Here is a 14228-nt window from a genome sequence, read left to right as displayed (position 1 = left end):
GCGTCGCAAATTGTGGCGAGAATCGAGCGCTGATGCTGCCTTGTCCTCCGCCGGTCATTCCCCGCGAAAGCAGGGATCCAGTACGCCGCAGCGTCTCGATTCAATCACTGACGTCACGGCGTACTGAATCGCCCGCTTTCGCGGGCGAGACGGTGTTCCTGAATTGCAGCGTGGCCCTACTCGGACCAGTCCTAATCCTCGACGCCATACCGGTGCAGGTCGTTCCCGTACGTGTCGAGCCACTTCTTGGCGCGCTCCATTGACGGGCAGACCTTGCCGCAGACGCGCCAGAAACGCGCCGAGTGATTCATCTCGACGAGATGGGCGACTTCGTGGGCGGCGAGATAGTCGAGCACGAAGGGCGGCGCGAGGATCAGGCGCCAGGAGAACGACAGCGAGCCGGCCGAGGTGCAGGAGCCCCAGCGGCTGGACTGGTCGCGGATCGAAAGCCGCTTGACCCTGACGCCGAGTTCGGCGGCGTAGGCTTCCGCCGACCGCTGGAGATCCTTACGCGCCTCGCGCTTCAGAAAGTCGCTGACACGGCGGTCGACGTGCTCGAGGCCGCCGGCGACGCAGAGAATGCGCTCGCCGCTGTCACGCGTCTCGGTCCACACCGTGCCGCGGGCGCCTGCGCGATGAACGATGCGATGCGGCGTGCCGCGCAGCGGTATCACCGTGCCCGGCTGGAACGGCGCCGCCTTCGGCAGGCGGCCGAGACGTGCCGCGATCCATGCGCCGTGACGCTGCGCGAAGTCCTTGGCTTCGGCGAGCGTGCCGCGCGGCGGCATGGTGAGGATGGCTTCACGGTCGCTTGGGTGAATTCTGAGCGTGTAGCGGCGCGCGCGGCGGTGCCGGCGCAGCCGAATCGCAAAGAATTGCGATCCGTGGGTGATGACCAGGGTCTTCGGCTCGTGGGGCCGACGATAAAGGAGTGCGCGAGTGGCCATGTCTGTCAGTCCGGGGGGCAGGAGAGCGCCCGGATTCTGCCATAACCGCCGCCATGGGAAGCGCTCGGCGCAAAAACAAATCATTTGCCCAATATACAGCGGTCCGGCGTCCGGGAGACCCTACAGACTGGGGTTGGAACCGGCTTTTTTCGCCCTCGCTGGACGCATGTGGCACCCCCAAGAGGTGAGCACTGACTCACTCCTAGAAGACTACCCAAATACCGCGAATCTGGAGGGAACTTGCCCCTGCCGGAGGACCCGGCCGGGCTGAAATTTCGACGGGAAAGCCGAAATCGCTGTCTATTCAGCCGCGAGAGCCCGCAACGACGCAGGATTCGCAGCCGAAACCATGAAGTCGTGAATCCGCGGCACGATCTCCGACTTGAATCGCGATCCGTTGAACACGCCGTAATGTCCGACACCTTTCTGGACGTAATGAACGCGGCGATGATCGGGAATCGAGGAGCACAAAGTGTGCGTCGCTTCGGTCTGACCGAGACCGGAGATGTCGTCGTTCTCGCCTTCGACCGTCATCAGCGCGACGCGCTTGACCATGGAAGGATCGACGCGGGTTCCGCGATGAGTCATCTCGCCCTTCGGCAGCGAGTGCTTCACGAACACGGTGTCGACCGTCTGAAGGTAATACTCGGCCGAGAGATCCATCACTGCGAGATATTCGTCGTAGAAATCGCGATGCTTGTCGACGAGATCGCCGTCGCCCTTCACCAGATTGGCGAAAAGCTGCTTGTGCGCATCCATGTGCCGGTCGAAATTCATGCTGATGAAGCCGTTGAGCTGCAGGAATCCCGGATAGACGTCGCGCATCATGCCCGGATGCGGGAACGGCACCTTGGTGATGACGTGGTTGCGGAACCAGTCGATGCCGCGCTCCTGGGCGAGGTTGTTCACCGCGGTCGGATTGCTGCGAGTGTCGATCGGCCCGCCCATCAGCGTCATCGAGGTCGGCACGAAGGGATCGCGCCGCGCTTCCATGATCGAGACGGCGGCGAGGACGGGGACGGAAGGCTGGCACACCGCGATGACATGGGTGTTGCCGCCGAGGACATGCAGCATCTCGATGACATAATCGATGTAGTCGTCGAGATCGAAGCGGCCTTCGCTGAGCGGCACCATACGGGCATCGGCCCAGTCGGTGATGTAGACCTCATGCGCCGGCAGGAAAGCTTCCACCGTGCCGCGAAGCAGCGTCGCATAATGGCCGGACATCGGCGCCACGATCAGCACGCGTGGCTGCGGGCTGCGCAGCGGGCGGGTGAACTTGCGATCGAAGTAGAGCAGGTTGCAGAACGGCTTTTCCCAGACCGAGCGGACTTCGACGGGAACGCGAATGCCGTTGACCTCGGTGTCGTTGAGGCCCCATTCCGGCTTGCCGTAGCGGCGCGTGGTGCGCTCGAACAATTCGCAGGCCGCAGCGACCGACTTGCCGACCTCGGTGCGCGTCCAGGGATTGAGGGGATTTTGAAACAGCAGCTTGGTCGCGTCGGTGACCGCACGTGCCGGATTGAGAGCGGCATGGGCCATCTCGTACATCCAGTACATCGGCGTCGTCAGGACTGGACTGCCTTCTGCAGCCAGGGGCGGGGCGCCGCCGAACTCACCAATGGGCATCGCTATATTCCTCTTCGCATCGCAGCATACTGCCGAATGCGTAATATTGCGTCAATGCATGCTTCCGTACATCTACGTAGCCGAGGTGGCTAAATCAGCCTGAATCCACGGGAAAGTGACCCTATTCGCCTCCCGACAGCAGCGAGCCATGCTCCCGAGCGCTGCGCAAAAGGGCAAGGAATGCCCAAAAAGATGCAGCCAGAAGCACGGCATTGATGGCCAACGCCTGCAGCATCAGATCGGTCCTGAAGGTGTGCTCGATCAGCAGCGCCCGCATGCCCTCGAAGGCGTAGGTCGGCGGCAACGCCCAGGCGACGTATTGCAGCCAGCCGGGCAGCACGCTGACGGGATAATACACGCAGGCCAGCGGCAGGATCGCGAACATCAGGGTCCAGACGATGCTCTCGGCGCCGAGGCCGTTTCGCAAGACTAGGCCCGAGACGAAGATCCCGACCGACCAGCTCGTGAAGATCAGGTTGCAGAAGAACGCGATCAGCGGCAGGCCGAGGGCGTAGACGTTGAAGTGAAACAGGAACAGCGCTAGCAGCGTCATCGGAATGATCCCGATCGCAAGCCGGATCAGGCTCATGACCATCAGCGACAGCAGAAACTCGATCGGCCTCAAGGGGCTCATCATGAGATTGCCGAGATTGCGCGCCCACATCTCCTCGAGGAAGGAGATGGAGAAGCCGAGCTGTCCCCGGAACAGGATGTCCCAGAGGATCACGGCACCGATCAGCGTGCCGCCGGCGCGCGCGAAGAAGTTGGCGTTCTCGGCGATGTAGTGCTGGAGGAAGCCCCAGGTGATGACCTGCAGCGCCGGCCAATAGAGCAGCTCGAGCAGCCGCGGCCAGGATGACAGCAAGAGGTACCAATAGCGCAGGATCATCGCGCCGATGCGGTGGATGGAGATGCCGGAGTGGAGGGAGAGGTCGGTCATGGCCGCTCCTTCATCTCGAAAGGAGCTGTCATTCCGGGGCGATGCGCAGCATCGAGCCCGGAATCCATCGGCCCGCAGCACACGCGGCGAAATGGATTCCGGGCTCGCGCTCCGCGCGCCCCGGAATGACGGATGAGACACGTGGGCTGCCTCACCTCACCGCCTCCGTCGCCCCATTCACCCGGCCGCGGGCGACGTCCAGAAAGACCTCCTCCAGCGTGGTGCGGTTGTAGCGGGCCATGATGGCTTCGGGCGTGTCGTCGTCCTCGATGCGGCCGCGCTTCATGATGATGACGCGGTCGCAGAGTCGCTCGACCTCGAGCATGTTGTGCGAGGCGAGGAGGATGGTGGCGTTGTTCTCCTTCCGATAGCGCTCCAGATGCGCGCGCACCCAGTCGGCGGTATCAGGGTCGAGCGAGGCCGTCGGTTCGTCCAGGAGCAGCAGCTCGGGCTGGTTGATCAGCGCCTTCGCCAACGCGACGCGGGTTTTCTGCCCGGCGGAGAGCTTGCCGTTGGCGCGGTCGATGAAATCGCCGAGGTCGAGCGCCTCGGCAAGTTCGGCGATGCGGCCAGCAAGATTCTTCACCGCATAGAGCTTGCCGAACACGGTGAGATTCTGCCGCACCGTGAGCCGCATCGGCATGTCGACATAGGGGCTTTCGAAATTCATCCGCCCCAGCACGGATGCACTCTCGCCGGGCATCTCGTGACCGAGCACCTGCACGCGGCCGGAGGTCGGCAGCACCAGGCCCATGATCATCGCGATGGTCGTGGTCTTGCCGGCGCCGTTGCCGCCGAGCAGCCCGGTGATGCTGCCGCGCGGCAGCGAAAAGGAGATGTCGTCGACGGCGCGGGTCTGCTTGTAGACCTTGACGAGGTGATCGACCGCGATTGCCGCGGACGAATTGCGATCCGCGACAGTCGGCCGACTTGAAGCCTCGTCATTCTCGGTCATGCTGGCCGTTCTTCTGCTATTGCATCGGCAAGCGCAAGGCTTGATGTATGGGCTGCTCACCGGGCGGTTCCGTCAGCCCGCGTTCGTGACCTTGGAAGGCGCCGCCACATTGGCCGATATGACCGAAATTGCCGATTCCGACTTTCACCACGCACAGCGGCATATCAGGCTGGACACGATCCTGCGGCTGCGCTGGCTCGCAGTGCTGGGGCAGCTCGCCGCGATCTTCATCGTGGCGCAAGGACTGGAATTCAACGTCGAGATCGTCCCCTGTGTCAGCATCATCGCACTGTCGGCGGCGCTCAATCTGGTGCTGCAGACCGCGGCCAATCCAATGCGGCGGCTGGAGCCGATGCAGGCGGCCGGGCTCCTCGCGCTGAACATCGTGGAGCTGGCCGGCCTGTTGTTCTTCACCGGCGGCCTGCAGAACCCGTTCTCGTTCCTGTTCCTCGCGCCCGTGCTGATCTCGGCCACCGCACTGCCGGCCCGTTTCACGTTCGGCCTCGGCCTGCTTGCCGTCGCCTGCGCGTCTGTGCTGTTCTTCTACCATTTTCCGCTGCCCTGGGATTCCGAGGATCCCCTGGTGCTGCCGCCGGTCTATCTCGTCGGCGTCTGGCTCTCGATCGCGCTCGCGATCGGCGTTACCAGCCTTTACTCGTTCCAGGTGACCGAGGAGGCGCGCAAGCTCGCGGACGCGCTGGCCGCAACGGAGCTGGTGCTGACACGCGAGCAGCACCTGACCCAGCTCGACGGCCTCGCTGCTGCGGCCGCGCACGAGCTCGGCACGCCGCTCGCGACGATCTTCCTGATCTCGCGCGAGCTGGAAAAGACGGTGAAGGACCCGACCATCGCCGCCGACCTGAAGACCTTGCGCGAGCAGACCCAGCGCTGCCGCGACATATTGAGCAAGATCACCCAGCTCTCCTCCACCGGCGCCCCATTCGACCGCATGAAGCTGTCGGAGCTGATGGAGGAGGTGGTGGCCCCGCACCGCGATTTCGGCGTCGACATCAAGGTGCGGATCGCGGTGGCCGCCGCGTCCGAGCCGGTCGGCTCGCGCAATCCGGCGATTCTCTACGGCATCGGCAACATTGTCGAGAACGCCGTCGATTTCGCCCGCACCACCGTCGAGGTGAACGCCTGGTGGAACAATGACCATATCGAGCTCGTGATCTCCGACGACGGACCGGGCATTCCGCCCGATATTCTCAACCGGATCGGCGAGCCGTATCTGTCGCGACGCCGTCCCCAGGACGACGGCGGCGGCGAGCGGCGCGGTCTCGGCCTCGGCGTGTTCATCGCGCGCACCTTGCTCGAACGCACCGGCGCCAAGGTCTCGTTTACCAACCGGATCTTTCCCGACCACGGCGCGGTGGTGCAAATCACATGGCCGAGACAGCGTTTTGAGGCTACCGAGACGCTCGAAGAAACAATAGGATAGGCATGATCCCGGAAAAGTGTTCTGCGGTTTTCCGATAGGATCATGCTGAAAACAAGAATCGCGAGCGGGATGACAATTCATCGCGCTCGAGACCGCGACCTTGCGTCGCACGACGGGGCGGATCGACGATTTGCCGCCTTGGCACCGCGCGATCGCAACGCCATATGTCAATGCGTTGGAGAGAGGAAACAGCCTTGAACGCCATCGCCGAACTGAACGAACAAGCCGACCGCTCGCTGCTCATCGTGGAGGACGACAAGCCGTTCCTGGAGCGGTTGTCGCGCGCCATGGAGACCCGCGGCTTTTCGGTGACGTCATGCGATACCGTCTCCGACGGTCTTGCGCAGATCGGAAGGTCCGCGCCGGCCTTCGCGGTGGTGGATCTCAGGCTCGGCGACGGCAACGGTCTCGACGTGGTCTCGGCGCTGAAGAAGAAGCGCCCGGATGCGCGCGCGATCGTGCTGACCGGCTACGGCAACATCGCCACCGCCGTGACCGCCGTGAAGATGGGCGCGATCGACTATCTCTCCAAGCCCGCGGATGCCGACGACGTCGTCGCCGCGCTGCTGTCGACCAGCGCGGAGAAATCCGAGCTGCCGGCCAATCCGATGTCGGCCGACCGCGTGCGCTGGGAACACATCCAGCGCATCTACGAGATGTGCAACCGCAACGTCTCGGAAACGGCGCGCCGGCTCAACATGCACCGGCGCACCTTGCAGCGCATTTTGGCCAAGCGCGCGCCGCGTTAATCCCGGCGCTCACGCGGGAAACGAAGATCTCCGCCCCTCACGGCCGAGGCGGAGATGTGCGACGTGGTCAGGTGCTGGGCGCTTTGACGTGGCGTGGCCATTTCGTGAGAAAAATCAGCGGCGGAGGGGCGGAGCAAGCCCCTCAGGACGATGAGCTGCCGGACTTCGCAGGGCGTGCCCGGACTGATAACCCCAGCTCCAATCCGACAAAGCCGGGCGCTGACGTCGAGCGCTCGCTGAACTCGGCGTTAACTCCGGACGGCGGATCATAGCGGCGCCTCGAACATCCCGAGAGACCGATGGTTCACCTTAAGCCGCTGCTTGCATCGCTTTGCTTCTGGACGCTACGTGCCATTGCCGTCGCTGTCGTCGCAGCAGCCGCACCAGGTGCGGGGCGTGCTCAGCAAGCCTCCCCGCCGGTCTGGACGGTACCGGAAGTCGGCGCGCTGCCTGAAGACGCCCATGGCCGGCTCGTGCGACGCGGGCGCGACCTCATCACGGCGACCTACGCCCATATCGGGCCGGAGGTGCCGGATCCAGCCAAGCGCTATGCCGGCAACAATCTCGCCTGCAGCAACTGCCATCTCGAAGCCGGTACGAAGAAGTTCGGCTTGCCGATCTTCGGATTGGTCGAGCTCTTCCCGCAATACAGTGCCCGCCTGGGCGCCGAGATCACGATCGAGGACCGCGTGAACTCGTGCATGACCCGCAGCATGAATGGCCGCGCGCTGCCGCTCGACAGTCCGGAAATGCAGGCCTTTGTGGCTTACATCAAATTTCTCTCGTCCGGCGTGCCGGCAGGCAAAGCCTTGTCGGGACTCGGCGCCGGATCAATGCCTGAGCTCGATCGAGCGGCCGACCCCGCTCGTGGCAAGGCGATCTATGCGAACGCTTGTCTCTCCTGTCACAACGAGGACGGCTCCGGAATACGCCGCAGCCTGCCGAGCGTCGATCTCGGCTACATGGTGCCGCCGCTCTGGGGCCCCGATAGTTTCAATGACGGTGCCGGCATGGCGCGGCTGATTACTGCGGCGAACTTCGTGCACTTCAACATGCCGCACGGAACGGACTACCTGAATCCGCAGCTCACGGTCGAGCAGGCCTGGGACGTGGCCGCCTATATGATCTCTCAACCGCGTCCGAGAAAGACCGGTCTCGACAAGGACTATCCGGACCTTTCGAAGAAGCCGGTCGACACCCCTTACGGACCGTATGCCGACGGATTCGATCAGCAGCAGCACATGTACGGGCCTTTCGGTCCGATCCGGGCGGCGCACGCCAAGAAGTAGCCACGGCCCATTGCAAATCGGTGCCCTCGGGGATCACGAAGGCTCCGGATCACGCCGCGCTTCGTTCAGCGCGGCCTATTCCCAGAAGTCCGCATGGCCTTGCGGATCGACCAGCCGGTTGATGCGCAAGGCCGCCGCCATCGCGAACCGCAGCGTCATCTGCTTGCGTGTGGCGGCAGCGAGCTTGTGCTCGGGCGCCTCGCAATGCATGTGTGCGCCATAGGCGTCGGCGACGATCAGGCCGGTGTCTTCAGGGAAGATCTCGCACGGCAGGTCCTGCGTGAAGGCGAAGAACAGCCGGTCGCAATGGGCGCGGTATTCATGCCATTTCTGATCGGCGCGGAGATCCTCCACCGACGACTTGATCTCGACGATCCAGATCTCGCCACGCTCGTTCAGCGCCACGAGATCCGCGCGCCGGCCCGACGGCAGCGGCAATTCGCTGATGCTGGAGAAGCCGAGCGAGCGTAACAGCCGCGACGTTCCGCGCGCGATGGCGAGCGCCGTCTCCGACTGGCGGCGATCCGGCAGCGGCACGAGGGAAATGTTGCGGGCGGTGTTGTCCATGGGGACAGGATAGCCGATTCCCCTCCGCCCGTCATTCCGGGGCGCGCGCAGCGCGAGCCCGGAATCCATAACCACAGGAAGACGTGTGGGGCAAAACGGCAACTCCGAGTCGTCGCAAAACTCCTTCCTGCGGTTATGGGACCTCAGATGCGTAACTGCGCATCATAGCTCGCGCTTCGCGCGCCCCGGGACGACAGCTTACGGCGGCGCCACCACGACGCCCTCATTGCCGCGCAGGTCCAGCACGCCTTCGATCTCCTCGCCTTCGCGATCCAGGAACGTCGACAGCAGGATGCTGCTGCCGAACTTGATCGCGCTCGTCGTCACCGCGACCGGCTCGGGGCCGAGATTGAGCGCCACGATGACGGCCTTGCCGCCGGCCTCGCGGCGGTAGATCAGGAGGTCGCCCTGCGCGGAGACCGGATGATAATCGCCCGCAACCAGCGGGGGACAGTTCCTTCGCACTTCGATCAGACGCTTGTAGAGGCTGAGGATCGAGCGCGGATCGGCTTCGAGATTGGCGACGTTCTCGCGGATGTAATCCTCCGGCAGCGGCAGCCACGGTCTCGCTTGCGAAAAGCCGGCGAAGGTCGAGGAATCCCATTGCATCGGCGTGCGACAGCCGTCGCGGCCGACACCGATGCCGGGCACGTTCTTCTCAAATGGGTCTTGAACGAACTCCGGCGCGATCGCGAGCTGGTGCATGCCGATCTCGTCGCCGTAGTAAAGCGTCGGCGTGCCGCGCAGCGTCAGCAACAGCATGGCGGCAACGCGGGCCTGTTCAGGCCCGACGCGGCTCGCCACGCGCGGGCGATCGTGGTTGCCGAGCACCCAGTTCGGCCAGGCGCCGCGCGGCAGCGCGTTCTCGTAATCCTCGATGATCTTTTCAATCGAACGCGCGCTCCAGAAGGTCGAGAGCAGCGCGAAATTGAACGGCATCTGCGCACCGGTGAGATCGTTGCCGTAATAGGCCATGAGGCGATGCAGCGGCAGATAGATCTCGCCGATCAGGACGCGCCCGCCATAGGAATCGGTGACGCGCCGCATCTCGGCGATGACGTCGTGGACCTCCGGCTGGTCGGTCGAATATTGAGTCAGGATCCTCTCGTTCGGCGGGCGGCCCTGGACATAATGCGGGTTCGGGGGATTATCGCGGAATTCGGCGTCCTTGATCAGGTGCCAGATCACGTCGACGCGAAAGCCGTCGACGCCCTTGTCGAGCCAGAACCGCATCACGTCGTAGATCGCGGCGCGGACGTCCGGATTGCGCCAGTTCAGGTCCGGCTGCTGGGCGAGAAAGGCGTGGTAGTAATATTGACCGGTAGCCTCGTCGAACTGCCACGCGCTGCCGCCGAACTCGGACAGCCAATTGTTGGGCACGCCGCCACCGGGCGCCGGATCGCGCCAGATGTACCAGTCGCGCTTGGGATTGTCGCGCGACGACCGACTCTCGATGAACCAGGGGTGCTGGTCGGAGGTGTGGTTCGGCACGAGGTCGAGGATCAGCTTCAGGCCGTTGTCGTGGGCGGCTTGGAGCAAGGCATCGAAATCGGCCATGGTGCCGAACAGCGGCTCGATGCCGACATAATCGGAGATGTCGTAGCCGAAATCCGCCATCGGCGAGGGAAAGATCGGCGACAGCCAGATCGCGTCGACGCCCAGCGACTTGACGTAAGGCAGCCGCGTGAGGATGCCGGCGAGATCGCCGACCCCGTCATCGTTCGAGTCCTGAAAGGAGCGCGGATAGATCTGGTAGAAGACGCCGTCGCGCCACCAATTTTCGTTGTCGTGAGCCATGCCGAAGACCACCCGAAATCTGCCGCCTTGCGCGGAAGAACGCGACAGCCATGCCCCGGTTCAAATTGGCGGACCAATTGGGCCCGCCGTGTGACGGTTGTTCCGGCAGAGGCTCCGAATCTTTTGCTTGGCGGCCCGGCAAAAATCGGCATTGTGAGGCCATGACCGAGCAAGACGACACCCAAGAATCCCCGCAAGCCAAGGCGGGCGCGATCATCGTTCCCGTGACGCTATTCGAGCAGAACTGCACCATCATCTGGGACGAGCCGACCAAGAAGGCCGTGGTGATCGACCCCGGCGGCGACGTGCCGAAGATCCTGGACGCGATCAGGCAGACCGGGGTCACCGTGGAGAAGATCTGGCTGACCCATGGCCATATCGACCATGTCGGCGGCGCGGCGGACCTGCGCGATGCGCTGAAGGTGCCGATCGAGGGACCGCATGAAGCTGACAAGTTTCTGCTCGACAACGTGGTCGAGAGCGGCGCGCGCTTCGGCATGACGGGCGTGCGCAACTTTGCGCCGGACCGCTGGCTCGACGAAGGCGACAGCGTCTCGATCGGCGCCTTGCAATTCGATATCCTGCACTGCCCGGGCCATTCGCCCGGCAGCGTGGTGTTCTTCAACAAGGATCTGCGCTTTGCCCATGTCGGCGACGTCCTGTTCGCCGGCTCGGTCGGCCGCACCGACCTGCCCGGCGGTAGTCACGCCACGCTGATCAACTCGATCAAGTCGAAATTGCTGCCACTCGGGGACGATGTCGGCTTCATCTGTGGCCACGGCGCGGGCTCCAGCATCGGCCAGGAGCGGATGACCAATCCGTTCATCACGGGCGAGATGTGAGCAATTCGCGTTGGCGGCCACGCGCCGCTGTCTCGAACCCCGCCATCCGGGACGACGGCGGGGCTACTTCATCAAGCCTGCGGCCGTCAGCGCGCGCGTGATGATCTGGCCAAGGTCGAGGCCGCGAGGGCTCTCGTGCTTGGCGTCAGCCGGCTGTTCGGCAACGGCAGTTCGAATCGAGCGGGCGAGATGTGGCGCGGACGTCAGCGCCGGCTTCGCGGGCTTGACGTCGGCCTTTTTCGCCGCCGCATCGGCGATGAAGCCGGTCAGGCCGAAGAATTTGGCGATGTGATAGGACGAGGAGATGCCGGCCTCGATCAGGAAGGCGCCTTCGACGCCGTAGCGCTGGTCGTTGTCGGCAAGGCCGAGCGGCGTGCCGTGGGCCATGTCGGTGATGGCGTAGGATTCGACCAGGGTCTCGCCGTCCCTGTTCCACCAGGCCTGGCGCGGATGGCCGTCGACGACCGTCTCCGCCATCGGCATCTCCGGCAGGTCATGCAGGTCGAGCCACTGCTTGACGATCTCGTTGGCATTGCCGGGATTGACGGTGCGGTCGGCACTGCCGTGCCATACCGAGATCTTCGGCCAGGGCCCGCGATGATCGGTGGCACGGCGCACGAGATCGCCGAGCTCGCGCGCGGGACGCGCAGGAGAATGAAACATGCCGTCGAGCGCCTCGCGCAGATTCGCAGCGATGCCGTAAGGCAGCCCGGCAATGATCGCGCCCGCCGCGAAAAACTCCGGATAGGTCGCGAGCATCACCGACGTCATGCCGCCGCCGGCGGAGAGGCCGGTGACGAAGACGCGCCTGGGATCGATGCGGTGCGCCTTCACCATGTGCGCGATCATCGCGCGGATCGAGCGCGGCTCGCCGGAGTCCCGTGCGGTATCCTCCGGATTGAACCAGTTGAAGCAGGTATTGGCGTTGTTGGCGCGCTGCTGTTCGGGCATCAACAGCGCGAAGCCGTAATGCTGTGCCAGCGTCGACCAGCCCGCGCCGAGATCGTAGGCGGCGGCAGTCTGCCCGCAGCCATGCAGCACGACGACCAGCGCGCGGGGCTTCTGCAATTGCGGCGGCGCGAACGCAAACATGCGCAAGGCGCCGGGATTGTCGCCGAACTCCGTCACCTCCTGCAGCGGGCTGGATGAATCAGCGCTGCGGCCGAGCCCGGCAAGGCGCAGCCCGTCCAGCCTGTGCAGACGTTTCAGCAAGTCGATGTTCTTGGCTAGCGACACGGCAATGTCCTGGTGGGCGACGATCAACGTCCAGCCCAACCAAATAGTTGCTGCGATGCAAAATAAAAAGACCGTGCGCTGTCAATCTCACCGATACCCGGGAAAACCCGGTGGAATCAGCACGCATTAACCGTAATGCCTCAACTTCGTGCAGCGACGCGGCGCATCCACGCCAAAAATGCGGCGCAGGGCACGATGAATGTCACAAAAGCAGCAAGAACGACGCGGGATCTGCGCGCTGATTGAAGCCTCGACAGGAAGGTGTCGGGACGGGAATGAGCCGGCCAGCCCAATCATGTCCCCATCTCACGAGATTCTGCGTCGCGCGATGTCGAGGGATACCGGACGTCACACGCGTCACAACGCATGCCTGCATTCCGCCGCGCGGGACATCGCATGATTGCGTTCGCGCGATCAGGCACGTAGCGTGAGCGCATCAACAAACAGAAAATGAAAGCCGGAGAGAACGCATGGCGCGCCTGAAGTTCGGAGCCTTCCTTGCCCCGCATCACCCGATCGGGGAGCATCCGATGCTGCAGTTCCGGCGCGATCTCGACCTCGTCGAGCAGCTGGACGCGCTCGGCTATGACGAGTTCTGGTGCGGCGAGCATCATTCCTCCGGCTGGGAGATGATCGCCTCGCCCGAGATGTTCCTGGCCGCGGCCGGCGAGCGCACCAAGCGGATCAAGCTCGGCACCGGCGTCGTGTCGCTGCCCTATCACCATCCCTACAACGTCGCCCAGCGCATGGTGCAGCTCGACCACATGACCGGCGGCCGCGCCATCTTCGGCTCAGGCCCCGGCGCGCTCGCCTCCGACGCGCACACGCTCGGCATCGATCCGATGACGCAGCGCGACCGCCAGGACGAGGCGATCGGCGTCATCCGCCGCCTGTTCAACGGCGAACGCGTCACGGCCAAGAGCGACTGGTTCACGATGAACGATGCCGCACTGCAGATCCTGCCGTTGCAGGAGGAGATGCCGTTCGTCGTGGCGTCGCAGATCTCGCCGTCCGGCATGACGCTCGCCGGCAAATACGGCATCGGCATCATCTCGCTGGGCTCGATGACGACGCAGGGGCTGATGTCGCTGCAGCAGCAATGGCAGTTCGCCGAGGACGCGGCGAAGAAGCACGGCACGAAGGTCGACCGCGCCGACTGGCGCGTGCTGCTGACCTTCCACATCGCCGAGACCCGCGAGCAGGCGCGCCGCGAAGCGGGCGCCGGGCTGATGCGTTGGCACAACGAATATAACGTCGGCACGCTGCAGCGGCCGGGGCTCACCGCGTTCTCCTCGCCGGACGAAGCCGTCGACAAGACCGCCTTCGTCGAGGGCGCTGCATCCACCATCGGCACGCCCGACGATCTCGTCAAAACCATCAAGAACGTGATGCAGGTCTCCGGCGGCGTCGGCGCCATCATCGGCTTCGTGCACGACTGGGCCAATCCGGAAAACACCCGCCGCAGCTGGGACATGGTGGCGCGCTACGTCGTGCCGGAGATCAACGGCTACATCGACGGGCTGCGCAGATCGCAAAAATTCGTGATCGAGAACCGCGCGATCTTCGAACGCGCGGGACAGGCCGTGATGGCCAAGATCATGGAGAACGAGAAGGCCGCCGAGGCGCTGAAGGTGACAGGCCCCGGCCGCGTCGCCATTCCCGCCGTCAACGCGCCGGATCTGCAGAAGGAAGCGGCGAAGCGGTAGGGGCGCGCTGCGGCTGCACCTGCGGCCACGATCGCGAGCAAGTGATATCGGCCCGTGCTAAGCTGATCACATCATTCAGGCACCGGCCGCAATATCGCCGTCGGTGGCTCGGATTCTGTCGGTCAGCCAA

General features: G+C 64.2%; 12 protein-coding genes. 5 read left to right on the top strand and 7 right to left on the bottom strand.

Annotated features, from left to right (window positions below):
• Nucleotides 1-191 precede the first annotated feature (191 nt).
• The 4 genes from AC3WLX_RS25635 to AC3WLX_RS25620 all read right to left on the bottom strand — a co-directional run bounded on the left by AC3WLX_RS25635 (nucleotide 192) and on the right by AC3WLX_RS25620 (nucleotide 4471).
• Nucleotides 192-1031 carry a M48 family metallopeptidase gene (locus AC3WLX_RS25635; protein WP_492338029.1) on the bottom strand — a complete coding sequence of 280 codons (840 nt, stop codon included), beginning with the start codon at nucleotides 1029-1031 and terminating at the stop codon, nucleotides 192-194.
• A 216-nt stretch (nucleotides 1032-1247) separates the two neighbouring features.
• Complete coding sequence (locus tag AC3WLX_RS25630) at nucleotides 1248-2576, bottom strand: polyhydroxyalkanoate depolymerase (RefSeq protein WP_492338028.1); 1329 nt, start codon at nucleotides 2574-2576, stop codon at nucleotides 1248-1250.
• 121 nt (nucleotides 2577-2697) lie between these two features.
• Nucleotides 2698-3516, bottom strand: coding sequence for an ABC transporter permease (locus tag AC3WLX_RS25625; protein WP_291623650.1), 819 nt, complete (start codon nucleotides 3514-3516; stop codon nucleotides 2698-2700).
• Nucleotides 3517-3667: 151 nt separating this feature from the next.
• A complete protein-coding gene (locus tag AC3WLX_RS25620; RefSeq protein ID WP_492338027.1) occupies nucleotides 3668-4471 on the bottom strand; it encodes an ABC transporter ATP-binding protein in 804 nt (267 codons plus the stop codon).
• Between the two features lie 118 nt (nucleotides 4472-4589).
• Here AC3WLX_RS25620 and AC3WLX_RS25615 point away from each other — a divergent pair, with 118 nt between their 5' ends.
• The 3 genes from AC3WLX_RS25615 (at nucleotide 4590) to AC3WLX_RS25605 (ending at nucleotide 7950) form a co-directional block, all read left to right on the top strand.
• On the top strand, nucleotides 4590-5912 hold the full coding sequence (locus AC3WLX_RS25615) for an ActS/PrrB/RegB family redox-sensitive histidine kinase (protein WP_492338410.1): 1323 nt from the start codon (nucleotides 4590-4592) through the stop codon (nucleotides 5910-5912).
• Nucleotides 5913-6106: 194 nt separating this feature from the next.
• Nucleotides 6107-6661 carry an ActR/PrrA/RegA family redox response regulator transcription factor gene (locus tag AC3WLX_RS25610; RefSeq protein ID WP_291624206.1) on the top strand — a complete coding sequence of 185 codons (555 nt, stop codon included), beginning with the start codon at nucleotides 6107-6109 and terminating at the stop codon, nucleotides 6659-6661.
• A gap of 299 nt (nucleotides 6662-6960) precedes the next feature.
• The gene (locus AC3WLX_RS25605) at nucleotides 6961-7950 is read left to right on the top strand and encodes a c-type cytochrome (RefSeq protein ID WP_492338026.1); all 990 of its coding nucleotides are present in this window, start codon (nucleotides 6961-6963) and stop codon (nucleotides 7948-7950) included.
• A 75-nt stretch (nucleotides 7951-8025) separates the two neighbouring features.
• Here the strand turns inward: AC3WLX_RS25605 and AC3WLX_RS25600 are convergent, their stop codons facing one another.
• Both AC3WLX_RS25600 and AC3WLX_RS25595 read right to left on the bottom strand, forming a co-directional pair.
• Nucleotides 8026-8517, bottom strand: coding sequence for an MmcB family DNA repair protein (locus tag AC3WLX_RS25600; protein WP_291624202.1), 492 nt, complete (start codon nucleotides 8515-8517; stop codon nucleotides 8026-8028).
• Between the two features lie 198 nt (nucleotides 8518-8715).
• Nucleotides 8716-10314: an alpha-amylase family glycosyl hydrolase gene (locus AC3WLX_RS25595; protein WP_492338025.1), complete on the bottom strand. Its 1599-nt coding sequence runs from the start codon at nucleotides 10312-10314 to the stop codon at nucleotides 8716-8718.
• A gap of 161 nt (nucleotides 10315-10475) precedes the next feature.
• Between AC3WLX_RS25595 and AC3WLX_RS25590 the strand changes: the two genes are divergently transcribed.
• The gene (locus AC3WLX_RS25590) at nucleotides 10476-11156 is read left to right on the top strand and encodes an MBL fold metallo-hydrolase (RefSeq protein ID WP_291624198.1); all 681 of its coding nucleotides are present in this window, start codon (nucleotides 10476-10478) and stop codon (nucleotides 11154-11156) included.
• Between the two features lie 63 nt (nucleotides 11157-11219).
• On the opposite strand, the gene AC3WLX_RS25585 is transcribed toward AC3WLX_RS25590, so the two are convergent.
• On the bottom strand, nucleotides 11220-12392 hold the full coding sequence (locus tag AC3WLX_RS25585; protein ID WP_492338024.1) for an extracellular catalytic domain type 1 short-chain-length polyhydroxyalkanoate depolymerase: 1173 nt from the start codon (nucleotides 12390-12392) through the stop codon (nucleotides 11220-11222).
• Nucleotides 12393-12862: 470 nt separating this feature from the next.
• Between AC3WLX_RS25585 and AC3WLX_RS25580 the strand changes: the two genes are divergently transcribed.
• Nucleotides 12863-14098 carry an LLM class flavin-dependent oxidoreductase gene (locus tag AC3WLX_RS25580; protein ID WP_492338023.1) on the top strand — a complete coding sequence of 412 codons (1236 nt, stop codon included), beginning with the start codon at nucleotides 12863-12865 and terminating at the stop codon, nucleotides 14096-14098.
• The last annotated feature ends 130 nt before the right edge of the window (nucleotides 14099-14228 follow it).

The organism is Bradyrhizobium sp. FW305-F6, assembly GCF_058782905.1.
Note: the sequence above shows the minus strand (reverse complement) of the source record. Positions and strands in the feature narration are given on the sequence as shown.

Coding starts and splice junctions, on each gene's coding strand:
- AC3WLX_RS25635 (WP_492338029.1), bottom strand. CDS start 1,031: ATGATTTGTTTTTGCGCCGAGCGCTTCCCATGGCGGCGGTTATGGCAG.
- AC3WLX_RS25630 (WP_492338028.1), bottom strand. CDS start 2,576: ATGCCCATTGGTGAGTTCGGCGGCGCCCCGCCCCTGGCTGCAGAAGGC.
- AC3WLX_RS25625 (WP_291623650.1), bottom strand. CDS start 3,516: ATGACCGACCTCTCCCTCCACTCCGGCATCTCCATCCACCGCATCGGC.
- AC3WLX_RS25620 (WP_492338027.1), bottom strand. CDS start 4,471: ATGACCGAGAATGACGAGGCTTCAAGTCGGCCGACTGTCGCGGATCGC.
- AC3WLX_RS25615 (WP_492338410.1), top strand. CDS start 4,590: ATGACCGAAATTGCCGATTCCGACTTTCACCACGCACAGCGGCATATC.
- AC3WLX_RS25605 (WP_492338026.1), top strand. CDS start 6,961: ATGGTTCACCTTAAGCCGCTGCTTGCATCGCTTTGCTTCTGGACGCTA.
- AC3WLX_RS25600 (WP_291624202.1), bottom strand. CDS start 8,517: ATGGACAACACCGCCCGCAACATTTCCCTCGTGCCGCTGCCGGATCGC.
- AC3WLX_RS25595 (WP_492338025.1), bottom strand. CDS start 10,314: ATGGCTCACGACAACGAAAATTGGTGGCGCGACGGCGTCTTCTACCAG.
- AC3WLX_RS25590 (WP_291624198.1), top strand. CDS start 10,476: ATGACCGAGCAAGACGACACCCAAGAATCCCCGCAAGCCAAGGCGGGC.
- AC3WLX_RS25580 (WP_492338023.1), top strand. CDS start 12,863: ATGGCGCGCCTGAAGTTCGGAGCCTTCCTTGCCCCGCATCACCCGATC.